Origin of the sequence: Amycolatopsis thermalba (genome assembly GCF_003385215.1) — a bacterium.
In the GTDB taxonomy this organism is placed as follows: domain Bacteria; phylum Actinomycetota; class Actinomycetes; order Mycobacteriales; family Pseudonocardiaceae; genus Amycolatopsis_E; species Amycolatopsis_E thermalba.
Genome location: NZ_PQHW01000004.1, coordinates 117627 through 133220, shown reverse-complemented (window position 1 = coordinate 133220; position 15594 = coordinate 117627). Strand labels below are relative to the sequence as shown.

Here is a 15594-nt window from a genome sequence, read left to right as displayed (position 1 = left end):
TCAGCGGTGCGCGGGCAGGTGCCGCGCGCCGCGCGGGGACCGTCCCTCCGGCTGCGCCGACCAGCGGCACAGCAGCAGGCACACGTCGTCGTCGTGCTCGTCCTCGCCCAGCATCTCGGACAGGATCCGGTCGCCCGCCTCGTCCGTGGGCAGCGCGGCGACGCCGGCGAACGCGCCGGTCAGCCGGTCAAGTCCGTCGTCGAGGACCTCGGCCCGCCGCTCCACCAGACCGTCGGTGTAGAGCAGCAGGTCACTGCCCGGGGCGATGGTCTCCTCGTACTCGGCGATGTCGAACGCGAACGGCACACCCAGCATCGGCGCGTTCGGCCGCTCCAGGTACCGGACCCCGTCCGCGCCGCAGGTCAGCATCGGCAGGTGCCCGGCGCTGGCCCAGCGCATCCGGCCGGTGTCCAGTTCCAGGTCGGCGACCACGGCGGTGGCGAACAGCGTGCTGTCCAGGCCGCGCAGCAGGTGGTGGGCCAGCCGCAGCGCCTCCGCCGGGCCGTGCCCCTCGGCGGTGTAGGCGCGCAGCGCGTTCTGCAGCTTCCCCATCACCACGGCGGCGTCGAGACCGTGCCCGGTGACGTCCCCCACGGTGAGCACCATCGTGCCGTCGGCCCGGGTGAACGCGTCGAACCAGTCGCCGCCGATGTTCACCCCGGTCGCGGCCGGCCGGTACCGCGCGCACAGCTCCAGATCGTCCGGGGCGCTCAGGGTGGGCAGCATCGCGTGCTGCAGCCGCTCGGCCAGCTCGCGCTCCCGCTCGTACTCGCCGGCGTTGCGCAGGCCGACCGCGGACCGCGCGGCGACCGCGGTGAGGAAGGACACCTCGTCGCCGGTGAACTCGCTGTCCCGGTGCAGCTCGAGCACGCCGAGCAGGTGCGGGCCGACCGTCAGGGGCAGCAGCAGCCGCTTCGGCTCGATGTGCGGCTGGTGCCCGGTGGCGACCCGCTTCACGTCCGCGTCCGGCGCGCTCTCCGGCCGGGGCAGCCGCCTGAGGGCGCGGTTCTCGCTGGTCACCAGCCACACGCCGGCGCAGTCGGCCAGGTTCTCCCGCTCGATGAGCCCGACCAGGGCCTCCACGACCTCCCGGCCGCGCAGCGAGGCGGACACGCTGCGGCTGACCTCGTCCAGGAACGCCGAGCGCTGGCGCTGCAGCTCCACCTCGGCGTGCAGGGCCAGCAGGCCCGCGTTGGTCTGTTCCAGCTCCGACTGGTGCAGCCGCAGCTCCCGTTCCTGCCGGGCGATGGTCTCGCGCAGCTCGCGCAGCAGATCCTCGGTGGTGGCCTCCGTCACCGTGCGCCACCTCCCGCGACGACCACCACGCACGCGTCGTCCCGCCCGCGGCCGCGCTGGCCCAGGATCCAGCCGGCGACGGTGGCCGGGTCGTGGTTGAACAGCCCGGGCCAGTCGCTGCTGCTCCACTTGTCCGAGATGCCGTCGGTGTGCAGGACCAGCCAGCTGCGGGGCGACCACGGGTACACCGAATCGGAGGGCCGCGGCCGGGCGGCGACGCCGACGATGCCGTGGCGGGACACGATGCGCTGCACGGACGTGTCCTGGTCCGGGTAGAACCGGGTGGACACGTTGCCCACCCCGCAGAACCGCATGCGCCCCTCCGCCGGTGTCAGCTGCGCGACGGCCACGGTCGCGCCGCGGGTGGAAGCGAGGGACGGCTGCATCAGCTCCAGGATACGAGCCGGCCGCAGCTCGGTGTGTGCCGCGACGGTGGAGATCGCCGCGTCACTGGCCCTGGCCGCTAACTGGCCGTGGCCCAAGCCGTCACTCAGCGCGATGGTCACGCTATCGTCCGCGGTCAGCGCCGTCCAGCGGTCGCCGCATTCCGATTCGCCCGGAGCGGTGAGGATCGCGCTGCCGATCCGCAGCCCGCCGGGCACCGGCGACGGCTCCCCGTGCCACCGCGCGAGCACCGAGGTGCCCTGGCCACGGCGGCTGTAGACGTCGAACACGTCCGCCGCGCGGCGCACCGCGCCGAGGCCGCCGCCGAGGGTGCCGGTGGTCGAGTAGCCGTCGCGCATGCTGTCCTCGATCCGGCCGATTCCCGGTCCGCGGTCGACCGCGAGCACGTCCAGCCTGCCCAGCGCGGGCACCACGCTGAACACCCCGCGCCCGGCGTGTTTGAGCAGGTTGGAGGCCAGCTCGGTGGCGGCCAGCGACACCCGGTGCACCCGGTCCAGGGGCAGCCCGGCGCGGGCGGCGGCCGACGCGGCGATCACCCGGGCGCGGCCGACGTGGCTCGGTTCGGTCACGACCAGGTCGTCGCGGGTCACGGGCCGGTGTTCCGGCGGACGGACATGCTGATCTCCACCCTGGTCCCGCGGCCGGGCACGGACTCGATCCGGAACTGGTCGGCCAGCCGCTTGGCGCCGCCCAGGCCCAGGCCGAGGCCGGAACCGGTGGTGAACCCGTCCGCCATGGCCGCCTCCACGTCCGGGATGCCCGGACCCTTGTCCGTGAAGGTCATCCGCACGGTCGGGTTGCCGCCGAGGTCCTCGACGGCGACTTCCGCCTGCCCGCCGCCCCCGTAGACCAGGGCGTTGCGGGCCAGTTCACTGGCGGCGGTGACCAGCTTGGTCTGCTGCACGAGGCTGAACCCCGCGGTGGACGCCGCCTCCCGGGCGGCGTGCCGCACATGCACGATGTCGTACTCGTCGTGGATGGCGACCGTGCTCGTCGAAGGCGCGCGTGTCACCGCAGCGCCGTCCGCACGGGCCCCGCCGGCGGGGCGAGAAGCGAGAGACCCTCCTCGACGGAGAGCGCGGTGAGCAGGCCGGGCAGGGTCAGGCCGAGTTCGACCAGGGTGATCGCCACGGCCGGCCGCATGCCGACCACGACGGTGCGCGCCGCCATCAGCGACGTGATGGCGGCGATGTCGTGCAGGGTGCGGGCGAGGAACGAGTCGATGATGTCCAGCACGGACACGTCGATGAGCACGCCCCGGGCGCGGGTCTCCACGACCTTCTCGGTGAGTTCGGCCTCGAACTCGGCCACCGACTGGTCGAGGAGTTCCTCCTGAATGGTGACCAGCAGCACACCGCTCAGGTTGACGATGGGGACGCCCGCCATCAGACCACGCCCGGTCCCGCGGACGACCCGACCTCCAGGCCCAGCCGCCTCAGGGCGTAGGCCAGCGCGTCGGCCAGCCGCGCCCGGGTGGCGACCTCGCCGAGGTCGATGCCCAGCTGCACCATCGTGTTCGCGATCTGCGGGCGGATGCCGCTGATCACGCACTCGGCACCCATCAGCCGGGCCGCCATCGCGGTCTTGAGCAGGTGCTGGGCCACCATCGTGTCCACCGTCGGCACGCCGGTGATGTCCAGGATCGCGACCTTGGCCTGCTGGGTCATGATCGCCTGCAGCAGGCTCTCGGTGGCGACCTGGCTGCGCATGCTGTCCAGGGTGCCGATCAGCGGGATGGCCAGCACGCCGTCCCACAGCTTGATGACCGGGGTGGACAGCTCGGTCAGCTGGTCGCGCTGGATGGCCAGCGTCTCCTTGGCCGCGGCCAGCGCGGACTCGACGAGCACGATCCGCAGGGTGTCCACGGCGCTGGAGAGCAGCAAGGCGCCCGCGGTGAGCAGGTCCGCATCGGCCTCCTGCTGCCACAGGCGCAGCAGCGGCTTCTTGAGGTCGCTCACCTCGACGGCGGTGCGCGCGCTCACGCCCTCGTTGCCGTCCAGCTGCGAGGCGAGCGCGGTGAGCAGCGAACGCAGGTCGTTGAAGCCCTCGGCGGCCGGGCTGTCCGCGTCACCGGCCGCGATGGCCCGGCGCACCCCGCGCAGGACCTCGGCGCTGTCGCCGGCGGCCTGGTCGGAATCCTGCGCCACGGAGCGGAAGAACGGTGAGTCGGCCCACTGCGCGACGATCGTTTCCTTTTGGGCGTCAAGGAAATCGCTGACCACGGCGGTGATCTGGCGGTCGGAGGTTGTCGTCATCGCTCCCAGGCTCCAGCATGGTGGACGGTCGCGGGCACGCGAGCACAATCCACGAAGTTCGTTGCTTTGCGGCAAACTTATTGCACACGGGCGCCGGGCGACAACCGGGGCCGAAGCCGACGCCACGATTTTGGAGAGAGTTCGAACCATGACGACGGACGAAGGCGCGACCAGGTCCGCCACGGCTTCCGTGGTGCGCACGGAGGCCAGCGGGGACAGCGGACGTGTGCTGCTGCTCGGCGAGATCGACCACGGCGCGGTGGACCAGCTGGACCAGGCCGTGGAGAAGCTGCTCGGATCCGGGGTGGTCCACCTGGTGCTCGACTTCGCGGGCCTCAACTTCTTCGACTCGGCCTGCATCAGCGCTCTGATCAGGGCGAAGACCAGCGCGGAGGAGCGGGGCGGCACGGTGAAGCTGGCGAACGTGGACCGCTACGCGCGGCGGATCCTGGACATCACCGGGCTGCTGGGGTCGTTCACCATCGAGGGTGAGGAGTCACCCACCGCCCGGGCGTGACCAAGCCCTCACGCCCACCCACGGTGAATGGCAGGTTTGGGATTCGCCAGCCGGGGGTAGCCCGGCTGGGCCATGAGCGGTTTCAAACCCGTCAGGGGCCGGTTTCCGGCGCGGTGTCGAGCAGTGGCGCCCCGCCGGCTTTCCGGTGGGCGAAGTGCGAGGGCAGATGTACCTGGAATACGAGGACGCGCAGGCGCGGGGACTGCGGCGGTACGTGCGACTGGTGACCGAGGCTCTGGGATTGGGCGGCAACGCCTACTTCGTGCAGATCGATCCACCACCGGCCAACGCGTACCTGGCGCTGGAACGGCGCCTTCCGGAGTTCCCGGACCGCGACGCGGCCCTCATCTGGAGCGAGGACACCGGCTGGTCGCTGGTCGTCGAATCGCACTGCGGTGAGGACCTGATCGTCCTGGCCTACCTCGGCACCGACGTGCTGCCCGCGCCGCGGGTGGTGGCGCGGTTCGCCGAGGACCTGTGCGACGGCGTCGCGACCGGTGTCCTCCAGCCGCCGGCGTGGGATCCGGCGGACGTCGGGGAACGGCTGGCCGCCTACGCCGCACCCGCGCTGGCCGGCTGACGCCGCAAGCAGATCGTGCCGACTTCCCGGACCCGCACTAGGCTGAACGCACCCGCAGGTGCCCCTACGCGTGTCCGGGAGGTTTCGGTGACCGAAGAAGCGTTCTCGGTGCGGCACCGGGTGACCGGGGACGCCGTCGTGGTGACCGTGTCCGGCGGGGTGGACCTGTGTTCCGCGCCCGCGATGATCAGCGAGATGGACCAGGCCCGCCGCGCGGCCACGCCGCCGCAGCCGGTGATCGTCGATCTGTCCCGCGTGGACTTCCTCGGCTCCGCCGGGTTGTCCCTGCTGGTCGAGGCCGAGCAGCGATGTGCCGAAGCGGGCACCCCGCTGCGCCTGGTCGCGTCGAGCCGCGTCGTGTTGCGCGCGCTGGAGGCGGCCGATCTGCGGCAGGTGTTCACGGTGTCCGAGACGGTCGAGTGCGCACTGGGTGAGGGCTGACCCGGTCGATGACGCGTCCCGCTGATACGTCTTATTTGGACACACTGGGCGAAATGGGGGCGATGGTCGCCGGCCGCGACTGGTCGGCGAGCGCGCTCGGCCCCGTCGAGGACTGGCCCGCGGAGCTGCACGCCGCGCTGCGCCTGGTGCTTTCGTCGCGGTTTCCCATGCTGGTGTGGTGGGGGCCGGAGCTGACGGTCTTCTACAACGACGCCTACCGCCCGGCGATGGGCGAGAAGCACCCGCGCTACCTCGGTCGCCCGGCGTCGGAGTGCTGGGCCGAGGCGTGGGCCGAGCTGGGCCCGCTGACGCGGCACGTGATGACCGGCCGGGGCGCCACGTATTCGGAGAACCAGCTGCTGTTCCTGGACCGGCACAACTACCTGGAGGAGACGTACTGGACGTTCTCCTACAGCCCGATCTCCGACGACCGCGGCGCGGTGCTCGGCATCCTGGTCGCGGTGCAGGACACCACGGTGCAGGTGATCCGGCAGCGCCGGCTGGCGGTGCTCAACGACCTCGGCGAGGTGTCCGCCGCCGGGTCGGTGGCGCAGACCGCGCGCTCGGCGGTCACCGCGCTGAGCCGGCACGGCGCGGACCTGCCGTTCGCGCTGGCCTACCTGTTCGACGACGGGCGGGCGACGCTGGCCGCGGCCTACGGGGTGGGGCCGGGGGAACGGGCCGCGCCCGCGGTGCTGGATCGCGGCGGGGCCGCCGTGTGGCCGTTGTGGGACGGCGAAACCCGGGTGTGCGACGGGCTGCGGCACCGGTTCGGGCCGGAGTTCGTGCAGCCGGTGGTGGTCGGCACGGCCGCGCCGGACCAGGCGGTGGTGCTGCCCCTGGTCGCCGCCGGGCGGGCCGAGCCGGTGGGCGCGCTCGTGCTCGGGGTGTCGGCCTACCAGGCGCTGGACGCGGACTACCGCGCGTTCCTCGAACTGCTCGGCGGACAGGTGTCGAGCCTGATCACCGACGCGCTCGCCTACGAGAGCGAGCGGCGGCGCTCGGAGGCGCTGGCCGAACTGGACCGCGCGAAGAGCGAGTTCTTCGCCAACGTCAGCCACGAGTTCCGCACCCCGCTGACCCTCATCGCCGGCCCGGCCGAGGACGCGCTCGCCGACACCGACGAGCCGTTGCCGCCCGGTCAGCGCGAACGGCTGGAGCTGGTGCACCGCAACGCCGGACGGTTGCGGCGGCTGGTCAACGACCTGCTCGACTTCGCCAAGATCGAGGCGGGACGCCTGCAGCCGGCCGCCGCGCCGCACGACCTGGCCGCGCTGACCACCGAGATCGCGGAGAGCTTCGCCCCGGCCGTGCGGCGCGCCGGGCTGCGGTTCGAGATCGACTGCCCGCCGTTGTCGCGCGCGGTGGAGGTCGATCCGGACATGTGGGAGAAGGTCGTCCTCAACCTGCTGTCCAACGGGCTGAAGTACACCCGGGAGGGCGGGGTCGCGGTCCGGCTGCGCGAGTCGGACGGGCACGCCGAGCTGACCGTCGCCGACACCGGGGTCGGGATCCCGGCCGACGAGCTGCCCCGGCTGTTCCAGCGGTTCCACCGGGCCCGCGGGCGCGAGGGCAGGTCCCACGAGGGCGCCGGGATCGGGCTGGCGCTGGTGCGGGAACTGGTGCGCTTGCACGACGGCACGGTGTCGGCGGATTCGGTGGAGGGGACCGGAAGCACGTTCTCGGTCCGGTTGCCGCTCGCGGCGGTCGCGCCACCGCCCACCGACCGCGCGCTGACGGTCGCGCCCGCCTACCGCGACGAAGCGTTGCAGTGGCGGGCCGACAGCGAGCCGGAGCCGGCGACCGGGGACGGGTCCGGGCCGACGTTGCTGGTGGTCGAGGACAACACGGATCTGAGCCGGTTCATCGCGCGGATGCTGCGCCCGGTGGGTCGCGTCCTGCTGGCGCGGGACGGCGTCGAGGGGCTGGAGCTGGCCCGGCGGCACCGGCCGGACCTCGTGCTGTCCGACGTGATGATGCCGCGGCTGGACGGGTTCGGGCTGATCCGGGCGCTGCGCGCGGAACCGGCCACGAAGTCGGTGCCGGTGCTGTTCCTGTCCGCGCGGGCCGGGGTCGAGGCGGCGGTGTCGGGTCTGGACGCCGGCGCCGACGACTACCTGCCGAAACCGTTCTCCGGCGCGGAACTGCTCGCGCGGGTGCGGGCGAACCTGGTGCTGTCCGGTCTGCGCCGGCGCGAGTCGGAGTTCCGGCGCGCGTTGTTCGAGTCGTTGCGGGAAGGAGTGTTCGTCGCCGACAGCGGCGGTGGCGTGGTCGAGGTCAACGCCGCGTTCACCGCGATCACCGGGTACGGCGCGGACAGCCTGCCGATGGCGTGGCCGTACCCGTGGCTGGGCGAGGACGCGGCCCGCGTGCCGGCCGGGGACCTGGTGCGCCACCTCGGCGACGGCCGTGAGGTGTCGGTCGTGGTCCGGCGTCCGGACGGCGGTGAGGCGTGGGCCGCGCTGACCCTCACGCGCGTCGCCGAGGGTGACGGGCGCGCTTGGCTGGTCGGGACGCTGCGGGACGTCACGGTCGAGAAGAAGGCGGCGGACCGGGAGGCGGTGCTGGCCGCGTTCGCCGCGGACCTGGCGGCGGCGACCGACGTGTCGGAGGTGCTGCACGCCGGGGTGTCCGCGCTGCGGGTGATCCTCGGCGCGACGCGCGTGGTGGCGGCGGTGTGGCCGACGGTGGAGAGCGGCGGTCTGGTCGCCGGTGATCCGGAGGCCGGCTCGTTCGACGAGCTGGAGCCGGAGCTGTACGAGCGGCTGGACCGGGCGCGCCGCCAGCCGCCCGGGCAGATCTGGCCGCCCGAGGCGGGCCGCGAACTCGGCGCGGCGCTGGGCAGCGGCGATTCGGTGGTGTGGGCCGAGCGGGCGGACCAGGTGCTCGGTGCGGAGGAGCGGGCGCTGTTCGGGATGCTCGTGGCCCAGCTCGCGCAGGCGCTCGGCCGGGCCCGCAGCTACGACGAGGCGCGGGCGGTCGCGTTGACGTTGCAGCACGCCATCCTGGGCCCCACGGACCTGCCGGGCGGGTTCGCGGTGCGGTACGAGCCGGCGGTGCGGCCGCTGGAGGTCGGCGGCGACTGGTACGACGTGGCGCGGTTGCCGGACGGCCGGATCGCGGTGGTCGTCGGGGACTGTGTGGGGCGCGGGCTGGCGGCGGCGTCGGTGATGGGGCAGCTGCGCAGCGCGTGCAGCGCGTTGTTGCTCAGCTACGGTGATCCGGCGCGGGCGCTGGACCAGCTGGACGGGTTCGCGCGGCAGATCCCGGGTGCCTTGTGCACCACCGTGTTCTGCGCGGTGGTGGATCCGGAGGCCGGGGTCGTGACGTACTCCAGTGCCGGGCACCCGTCGGCGGTGCTGAGCCACGCGGACGGCAGTGATCAGCTGCTGGACCAGGCGTTGTCGGTGCCGCTGGCGGTGCGCCGGTCGGCGGATCGCCCACGCGCGACGGTGCCGCTGCGGCCGGGTTCGGTGCTGCTGCTCTACACCGACGGTCTGGTGGAGCGGCACGGCCAGCCGATCGACGAGGCGATCGAGGGCGCGCGGGTGGCGTTGCGGGAGGTGCCGCGCCGCCAGTCGGCCGAGATCACCGAGCACCTGCTGGACCGGTTGCTGCCGCCGGCCGGGCACAACGACGACGTGGCGGTGCTGGTGTACGTGCACCCGCCCGGGCCGTTGCGCCTGGACCTGCCCGCGGTGCCGCGGAGCCTGGTCGACATGCGGCGGGACCTGCGGCAGTGGCTGGCCCAGTCCGACGTCCCGGACGAGGCGGCGCAGGACGTGATCCTCGCCGTGGACGAGGCGTGCACCAACTCGATCGAACACGGGTACTCCGGAAGCGGCGAGGGCACCCTGACGCTGACCGCGGCGGCCGACGAGGGTGGCGTGGAGGTCGTGATCACCGACGACGGCACCTGGCGACCGCCACCCGCCGACCCCGGAATCCGCGGCCGCGGGGTCGGGTTGATGCGCGCGCTGATGACGGAGGTGGACATCACGCCCGGCGAGCAGGGCAGCCGAGTCCGCATGAGGCGCACCTGGAAGGACTGACGGCGCGACTACCCTCGCAGGCGTGGTCGAGCCGGTCGAGCGGGACAGCCGCGGCATCCTGCACCCGAGGGCGGGGCTGCGGCGCTTCGAGCTGACCCGGTTCCCGCCCTCGCCCGGGGTGGACCGGTTCGTCGACCGCTACTGGTTCGTCTCGTGGGACCTGCCCGAGGTGTACGAGCAGGACGTCCTCGTGCACCCGGTGGTCAACGTCGTGTTCGCCGACGACGGCGGCACGGTCACCGGCGTGCGGACCGAGCGCCTCACCCGGCGGCTGTCCGGGCGGGGCCGGGCGCTGGGGGTGATGTTCCGGCCGGGCGGATTCCGGCCGTTCCTGGGCCGGCCGCTGGCCACGATCACCGACACGGTCCGCCCGCTCGCCGACGGGTTCCCGGCGCTGCACCCGGCCGAACCCGCGGTGATGGCGGCGCTCGCGGACGGCACCGACGGCGCCGAGATCGCGAAGCTGGTCGACGCGGCCCTCGCCCCGCTGGTGCCGGACGAGCGTCAGCCATCGGAGGACACGACCGCCCTCGCCGAACTCGCGGCCCGCGACCGTGACCTGCGGCGGGTCGAGGACCTGGCCGCCCGGGGCGGGTTGAGCGTGCGGCAGCTGCAGCGCGCGTTCGCCGACCACGTCGGCGTGAGCCCGAAGTGGGTGCTGCGGCGGTACCGGATCTACGACGCGGCCGAACGCGCGGCGCGGGCGGAGACGGTGGACTGGGCGGCGCTCGCGGCGGACCTCGGATACGCCGACCAGGCCCACCTGACGCGCGAATTCACCGCCGTGGTGGGAGAGCCCCCCGGACGTTACGCGCGGCGGTCCTGACGAGATCCGGTTCCGCGGCGGCAGGCGGCCCGTGAGGGGGATCGGTCGCGCCGGTTTGCTGTGGTGGTGGCGCTGCGGTCCACGCCACATCTCCACTCCTGATATATTGCAAAAAGAACAACCGCATTGCAACATACGCAACGGAGGCCATCCAGTGGACGTGCTGACGGTCGGCGAGACCATGGTCATGGTCACGCCCGAGGCGGGTGGTCGTCTGGTCTCGGGCAGCCGCTTCCTGCTGCGGCCCGGCGGTGCGGAGTCGAACGTCGCGGCGTTGCTGGCCCGCCTCGGGCACCGGGCGGCCTGGGCCAGCGCACTCGGCGCCGATCCCCTCGGCGACCTCGTGCTCGACGACCTCCAGCGCCACGGCGTCGACACCTCCCTGGTCCGCCGCGACGAGCACCGCCCCACCGCGGTCTACTTCAAGGACCCCACCCCGGCCGGCACCCGCGTCTACTACTACCGCGCCGGCTCGGCCGCCTCCGCCATCACCACCGCCGACATCGCGCGCTGGACCGCCCGGCCCGCGCGCCTCGTGCACGTCTCCGGCATCACCGCCGCCCTCTCCGGCCAGGCCCGCGAAGCCACCCGCGCTCTCGTCCGCGGCCCCGGTCTGGTCAGCTTCGACGTCAACCACCGCCCCCAGCTGTGGGACGGGGACGCGCCCGAGGTCCTGCGCGAACTGGCCCAGGACAGCGACATCGTCTTCGTCGGCCGCGACGAAGCGGAGGCCCTGTGGGGCACGACCGACGCGGAGAGCGTGCGCGCCTTCCTCGACCGGCCGCGCTACCTGGTGGTCAAGGACGCGGCGATCGAGGCGGTCAGCTTCACGCCGAGCGGAGTCCACCGTGCACCGTCCACAAAGGTCGACGTGGTGGACGCCGTCGGCGCCGGGGACGCGTTCGCGGCGGGGTGGCTCAGCGGTTTCCTCGACGACCGCGACGAGATGACCCGCCTCAGGCTGGGCCACTACGCCGCCGCGCGCGTGCTCGAAGAGCCGTCGGACTTCGCCGAGCTGCCGCCCGCGTCCGAGATCGTCCCGGAACTCGGCTGATGTCCCAGACCGTCGCCCGCGCCATCGACATCGTCGCGTTCGTCTCCCGCCGCCACCGCACGCTCGGCGAGATCGCCGACCACCTCGGTGTCCACAAGTCGACCGCGCTGCGGATTCTGCAGACCCTGGAGGAGGGCGGCTTCGTCCGCCGCGTTCCGGACCACCGCTACGCCATGGGGTTCCAGCTCATCGCCTACGGCCAGCTCGCCCTGGACCAGGTCGAGGCCCGCGCGTTGGCCCGGCCGATCCTGCAGGAGCTGAGCGAACGCTCCGGGCACACCGTCCACTTCGCGGAACTGGCCGGCGACCGCGTGGTGTACGTGGACAAGATCGACGGCCGGGGCAGCGTGGCGATGGGCTCGCGCATCGGGCTGCCGGCGATCCTGCACACCGCCGGTGTCGCGAAGGCGATCCTCGCCCACCAGCCGGATCGCGCGCGCTGGCTGTCCAGGTGCGACTACCAGCGCTTCACGCCGACCACGGTCGCCGGCCCGGAGGAGCTGTCCGCCGAGCTGGACCGCGTCCGCGAGCGCGGCTGGGCCGAGGACGACGGCGAGCACGAGGACTTCCTGAACTGCGTGGCACTGCCGGTGTACGACGCGCGCGGCCAGGTGACGCACAGCCTGTCCGTCACCGCGCTCAAGGTCGTCGCCCCGCTGGCCGAGCTGCGTGCCCACCTCGACGAGTACCGGACCGCCGCCCACCGGGTCTCCCGGGCACTGGGCTGGGGAGGAGACGACCATGGACGCCGCTGACTTCTTCGCCGCGCACCTCGACCGCAACCCCGTGCTGGGCATCTTCCGCGGCCTCGATCCACAGGCCACTGTGGACATGTGCACGCGTGCCTGGGAATTCGGTGTGGAGCTGGTGGAGATCCCGGTGCAGACGCCGGACGCGATGCCCTCGCTGCGCGCGGCCGTCGAGGCAGCGGCCGAGCGGGGCAAGAGCGTCGGCGCGGGCACGGTGACCACAGTGGACCAGCTGAGCGCGGTGCGGGAGGCCGGCGCCGAGTTCTCCGTGGCGCCCGGACTGCACCCGGACGTGGTCGCCGAGTCGCAGCGGCTCGGCCTGCCGCACCTGCCGGGCGTGGCGACGGCGACCGAGATCGCGCACGCGCTGGCCCTGGGCAACACGTGGCTGAAAGCGTTTCCCGCCCGCCAGCTGGGCGCGGACTGGATCACCGCGCAGCTCGCGCCGTTCCCGTCGGTGCGGTTCGTCGCCACCGGCGGGATCGACGCCGGCAACGCCGCCGATTTCCTCGCCGCCGGATGCCGCGCGGTCGCGGTCGGTTCGGCACTGGCGGACCCCGGCGCGCTGGCCGCGCTGAAGCGAGCTATCGCAGGCTGAGCAGGTCCACGACGTCGGTGAGCGACTCGTTGGCGGCGAAGGCACGCCGCTGACGCTGGGCCCCGTTGCCGTGCTCGCGCACCCAGTTCAGCGATTCCACCACGAAGCCGAGGTCGCCGGTTTCGGTGAGGGCGCGGCGAATCCGCTCGACGAGCTGGCCGACCAGCACGGGAGTCGGGGTGAGGCGGCCGGTTTCCGGGTGCAGGGCCGAGCCCTCCAGGCCGTCGCGGGCCGCGCGCCACAGGTTGGCCCGCAGCACCTCGACGGGCACCGGCGGCGGCGGGTAGTCCAGTTCGGACAGTGCGGTGAGCACGAGACCCCGCACCAGCACCGCCAGCGTCGTCGCCTCGCGCGCGGTCGCCGCGACGTCGCTGATGCGGAACTCCAGCGTCGGACGCTTCTCGGACAGCCGAATGTCCCAGTAGATCATGCCCCGGTCCAGCATCGCGCCGGATTCGAGCATCGCGGCCACGCGGGACTCGTACTCGCCGAGCGAGCCGAACAGCGGTGGCGGGCCCGCCGACGGCCAGCGCGACCACAGCACGTGCCGCCAGCTGCTGTACCGGGTGTCGTGGCCGCTGTCGAACGGCGAATTCGCGGTCAGCGCGAGCAGCACCGGCAGCCACGGCCGGACGTGGTTGCTGATCCGCACACCCGTGGCCCGGTCCGGGATCTTGACGTGCACGTGGCAACCGCAGGTGGTGCCGGTGCGCGCGATCAGGCCGAAGTGCTCGCCCATGCGCCGGTACCGCGGGGTGGGCGTGAGCCCCGGCGGGTGCTCCTCGGCGAGCAGCGGCGTCGCGGTCGCGATCAGGCGCAGCTGCCGTTTCGCGGCCTCGCCCGCCAGCCGCGAGCGGAAGTGCGTGAGCTGGTCGAGCAGTTCCTCCGCGCCGTGGCACACCTGCGTCGCCAGCTCGACCTGGCTGCGCGCGAGCTCGCGCTGCACGTCGCCGTCCGGCCGCTCGGCGGCCTCCACCACCTCCGGACCACGGTCCGACAGGTGTCCCTGATCGTCGACGAGCAGGAACTCCTCTTCCACACCGAACGTCGGTATCTGGTCCAAGCCTCGCCCTCTCCACTCGGTGGCCGCTGTTTACCCGCTCCGCGGCTGTTCAAGCCCGGACGGCAGGCTCTTTGCCATCCCGGCAAATTTTCTTGTCACCTCTGCCGGGCGCGCGGATAGTCGCCGCCATGGACGAGAAGTACGACGTTGTGGTGGTGGGTGGCGGCGCGGCAGGCCTGGCCGGGGCACTCGCGCTGGCCCGGGCGCGCCGGTCGGTGCTGGTGGTCGACGCGGCCCGGCCGCGCAACGCCCCGGCCGGGCACGTGCACAACTACCTGGGCCGGGAGAGCACCCCGCCGGCCGAGCTGGTCGCCATCGGCCGCGACGAGGTGGCCGGGTACGGCGGCGAGGTCGTGACGGGCACGGTGACCGCGGCTGCCCGGACCGGGGACGGGTTCGAGGTGACCCTGGACGACGGCCGGTCGGTCCACGCGCGCCGCCTGCTCGTGACGACCGGGCTGGTCGACGAGCTGCCGGACATCGACGGGGTCGCCGAGCGGTTCGGGCGCGACGTGCTGCACTGCCCGTACTGCCACGGCTGGGAGGCGCGTGACCAGGCGATCGGCGTGATCGGCAGCAACCCGCTGGTCGTGCACGCGGCACTGCTGTGGCGGCAGCTCAGCGCGGACGTGACGGTGTTCCGGCACCACGCGCCCGAGCTGACCGACGAGCAGCGCGAGGAGCTGGCCGCGCGCGGGATCCGCGTGGTCGAAGGCGAGGTCGCGGCCGTCGAGGTGAGCGAGGACCGGCTGACCGGCGTGCGGATGGCCTCCGGGGAGGTCGTGCCGCGGCAGGTGGTCGTGGTCGCGCCCCGGTTCACCGCTCGCGCCGGGTTGCTCACCGCGCTCGGCCTCGAGGTGACCGAGCAGGTCGTGCAGGGCCACGTGGTCGGCACGTACGTGGCGGCCGACCCGACCGGTGCCACCGCGGTGCCGGGCGTGTGGGTCGCCGGGAACGTCGCGAACGTGACCGCGCAGGTGATCGTGTCGGCGTCCGGCGGGCTGACGGCGGGTGCGGCGATCAACGCCGACCTCGTCGCGGAGGACACCCGGCAGGCGGTCGCCGCGCACCGCGCCGGGGTGTTCGCCCGTGAGGGCGAGGTCGGCGAACTCGTGGGAGGGGTGCGGCGCCATGGGATCCGATGAGTACGGCGAGGAGTTCTGGGAGGAGCGGTACCGCTCGCACACCGCGGTCTGGAGTGGACGGCCGAACCCGCAGCTGGTCGCCGAGGCCGCGGACCTCCCGCCGGGCGCGGCGCTGGACATCGGGGCCGGCGAGGGAGCCGACAGCTGCTGGCTCGCCGGGCGCGGCTGGCGCGTGACGGCGCTGGACCTGTCCGAGACCGCGCTGCGGCGCGGGGCCGAGCACGCCGCGCAGGCCGGAGTCGGGGAGCGGATCGAGTGGGTGCGGGCCGACGTGCGGACCTGGGACCCGGGTGACCGCCGCTTCGACCTGATCTCGGCGCAGTTCCTGCACCTGCGCAACGCGGAGCTGCGTGAGCTGGCCGGGCGGCTCGCCGAGTGGGTCACCCCGGGCGGCACGCTGCTGCTGGTGCACCACGACGCGCGCGACCTGGAGACCACGATGGGGCGGCCGAACGTGCCCGAGCGGTTCAGCAGCGCGGAGGAGGTGGCGAGCTGGTTGCCCGCCGGATGGACGGTGGAGGTCGCCGAGGCGCGGCCCCGCGCCGCGACCGACCCGGACGGCAACCCGGTGACCATCCACGACGCCGTGGTGCGGGCGCGACGCTAGGGCTTG

General features: G+C 73.4%; 16 protein-coding genes. 10 read left to right on the top strand and 6 right to left on the bottom strand.

All coding sequences use genetic code 11. The annotated features are described in order from the left end of the window. Genes D0D15_RS03300 through D0D15_RS03280 form a run of 5 tightly spaced genes read right to left on the bottom strand, consistent with a single transcriptional unit; the run spans window position 1 to window position 3956 of the window. The gene (locus tag D0D15_RS03300; protein WP_094006120.1) at window positions 1-1296 is read right to left on the bottom strand and encodes a PP2C family protein-serine/threonine phosphatase; all 1296 of its coding nucleotides are present in this window, start codon (window positions 1294-1296) and stop codon (window positions 1-3) included. Next, the gene (locus tag D0D15_RS03295; RefSeq protein ID WP_094006121.1) at window positions 1293-2291 is read right to left on the bottom strand and encodes a SpoIIE family protein phosphatase; all 999 of its coding nucleotides are present in this window, start codon (window positions 2289-2291) and stop codon (window positions 1293-1295) included. The genes D0D15_RS03300 and D0D15_RS03295 overlap by 4 nt, the downstream gene beginning before the upstream one ends. Beyond that, a complete protein-coding gene (locus tag D0D15_RS03290; protein WP_094006122.1) occupies window positions 2288-2713 on the bottom strand; it encodes an anti-sigma regulatory factor in 426 nt (141 codons plus the stop codon). Before D0D15_RS03290 ends, D0D15_RS03295 begins: the two co-directional genes overlap by 4 nt. Continuing rightward, window positions 2710-3087 carry an STAS domain-containing protein gene (locus D0D15_RS03285; protein ID WP_094006123.1) on the bottom strand — a complete coding sequence of 126 codons (378 nt, stop codon included), beginning with the start codon at window positions 3085-3087 and terminating at the stop codon, window positions 2710-2712. The genes D0D15_RS03290 and D0D15_RS03285 overlap by 4 nt, the downstream gene beginning before the upstream one ends. Further along, the gene (locus tag D0D15_RS03280; RefSeq protein WP_094006124.1) at window positions 3087-3956 is read right to left on the bottom strand and encodes an STAS domain-containing protein; all 870 of its coding nucleotides are present in this window, start codon (window positions 3954-3956) and stop codon (window positions 3087-3089) included. The genes D0D15_RS03285 and D0D15_RS03280 overlap by 1 nt, the downstream gene beginning before the upstream one ends. 148 nt (window positions 3957-4104) lie before the next feature. Here D0D15_RS03280 and D0D15_RS03275 point away from each other — a divergent pair, with 148 nt between their 5' ends. From D0D15_RS03275 to D0D15_RS03240, 8 genes are all read left to right on the top strand, one after another. Next, the gene (locus tag D0D15_RS03275; RefSeq protein ID WP_094006125.1) at window positions 4105-4473 is read left to right on the top strand and encodes an STAS domain-containing protein; all 369 of its coding nucleotides are present in this window, start codon (window positions 4105-4107) and stop codon (window positions 4471-4473) included. A 166-nt stretch (window positions 4474-4639) separates the two neighbouring features. Next, window positions 4640-5053: a DUF6292 family protein gene (locus tag D0D15_RS03270; RefSeq protein ID WP_094006126.1), complete on the top strand. Its 414-nt coding sequence runs from the start codon at window positions 4640-4642 to the stop codon at window positions 5051-5053. An 87-nt stretch (window positions 5054-5140) separates the two neighbouring features. Then, window positions 5141-5494, top strand: coding sequence for an STAS domain-containing protein (locus D0D15_RS03265; RefSeq protein ID WP_094006127.1), 354 nt, complete (start codon window positions 5141-5143; stop codon window positions 5492-5494). Window positions 5495-5547: 53 nt separating this feature from the next. Continuing rightward, the gene (locus tag D0D15_RS03260) at window positions 5548-9546 is read left to right on the top strand and encodes a SpoIIE family protein phosphatase (protein WP_094006128.1); all 3999 of its coding nucleotides are present in this window, start codon (window positions 5548-5550) and stop codon (window positions 9544-9546) included. 22 nt (window positions 9547-9568) lie between these two features. Continuing rightward, complete coding sequence (locus D0D15_RS03255; protein ID WP_094006129.1) at window positions 9569-10372, top strand: helix-turn-helix domain-containing protein; 804 nt, start codon at window positions 9569-9571, stop codon at window positions 10370-10372. A gap of 154 nt (window positions 10373-10526) precedes the next feature. Further along, window positions 10527-11426 carry a sugar kinase gene (locus tag D0D15_RS03250; protein WP_094006130.1) on the top strand — a complete coding sequence of 300 codons (900 nt, stop codon included), beginning with the start codon at window positions 10527-10529 and terminating at the stop codon, window positions 11424-11426. After that, on the top strand, window positions 11426-12181 hold the full coding sequence (locus tag D0D15_RS03245) for an IclR family transcriptional regulator (RefSeq protein WP_094006131.1): 756 nt from the start codon (window positions 11426-11428) through the stop codon (window positions 12179-12181). The genes D0D15_RS03250 and D0D15_RS03245 overlap by 1 nt, the downstream gene beginning before the upstream one ends. Then, window positions 12168-12773 carry a bifunctional 4-hydroxy-2-oxoglutarate aldolase/2-dehydro-3-deoxy-phosphogluconate aldolase gene (locus tag D0D15_RS03240; protein ID WP_094006132.1) on the top strand — a complete coding sequence of 202 codons (606 nt, stop codon included), beginning with the start codon at window positions 12168-12170 and terminating at the stop codon, window positions 12771-12773. The genes D0D15_RS03245 and D0D15_RS03240 overlap by 14 nt, the downstream gene beginning before the upstream one ends. Here D0D15_RS03240 and D0D15_RS03235 read toward each other — a convergent pair. Continuing rightward, entirely contained in the window at window positions 12760-13836 is a 1077-nt protein-coding gene (locus D0D15_RS03235; RefSeq protein ID WP_094006133.1) for a carboxylate-amine ligase, read from the bottom strand. The two genes, D0D15_RS03240 and D0D15_RS03235, sit on opposite strands and share 14 nt — an antisense overlap. Before the next feature lie 128 nt (window positions 13837-13964). On the opposite strand from D0D15_RS03235, the gene D0D15_RS03230 reads away from it, so the two are divergent. Next, window positions 13965-14981, top strand: coding sequence for an NAD(P)/FAD-dependent oxidoreductase (locus D0D15_RS03230; protein ID WP_094006134.1), 1017 nt, complete (start codon window positions 13965-13967; stop codon window positions 14979-14981). Beyond that, on the top strand, window positions 14968-15588 hold the full coding sequence (locus D0D15_RS03225) for an SAM-dependent methyltransferase (protein WP_094006135.1): 621 nt from the start codon (window positions 14968-14970) through the stop codon (window positions 15586-15588). The genes D0D15_RS03230 and D0D15_RS03225 overlap by 14 nt, the downstream gene beginning before the upstream one ends. Window positions 15589-15594 lie beyond the last annotated feature (6 nt).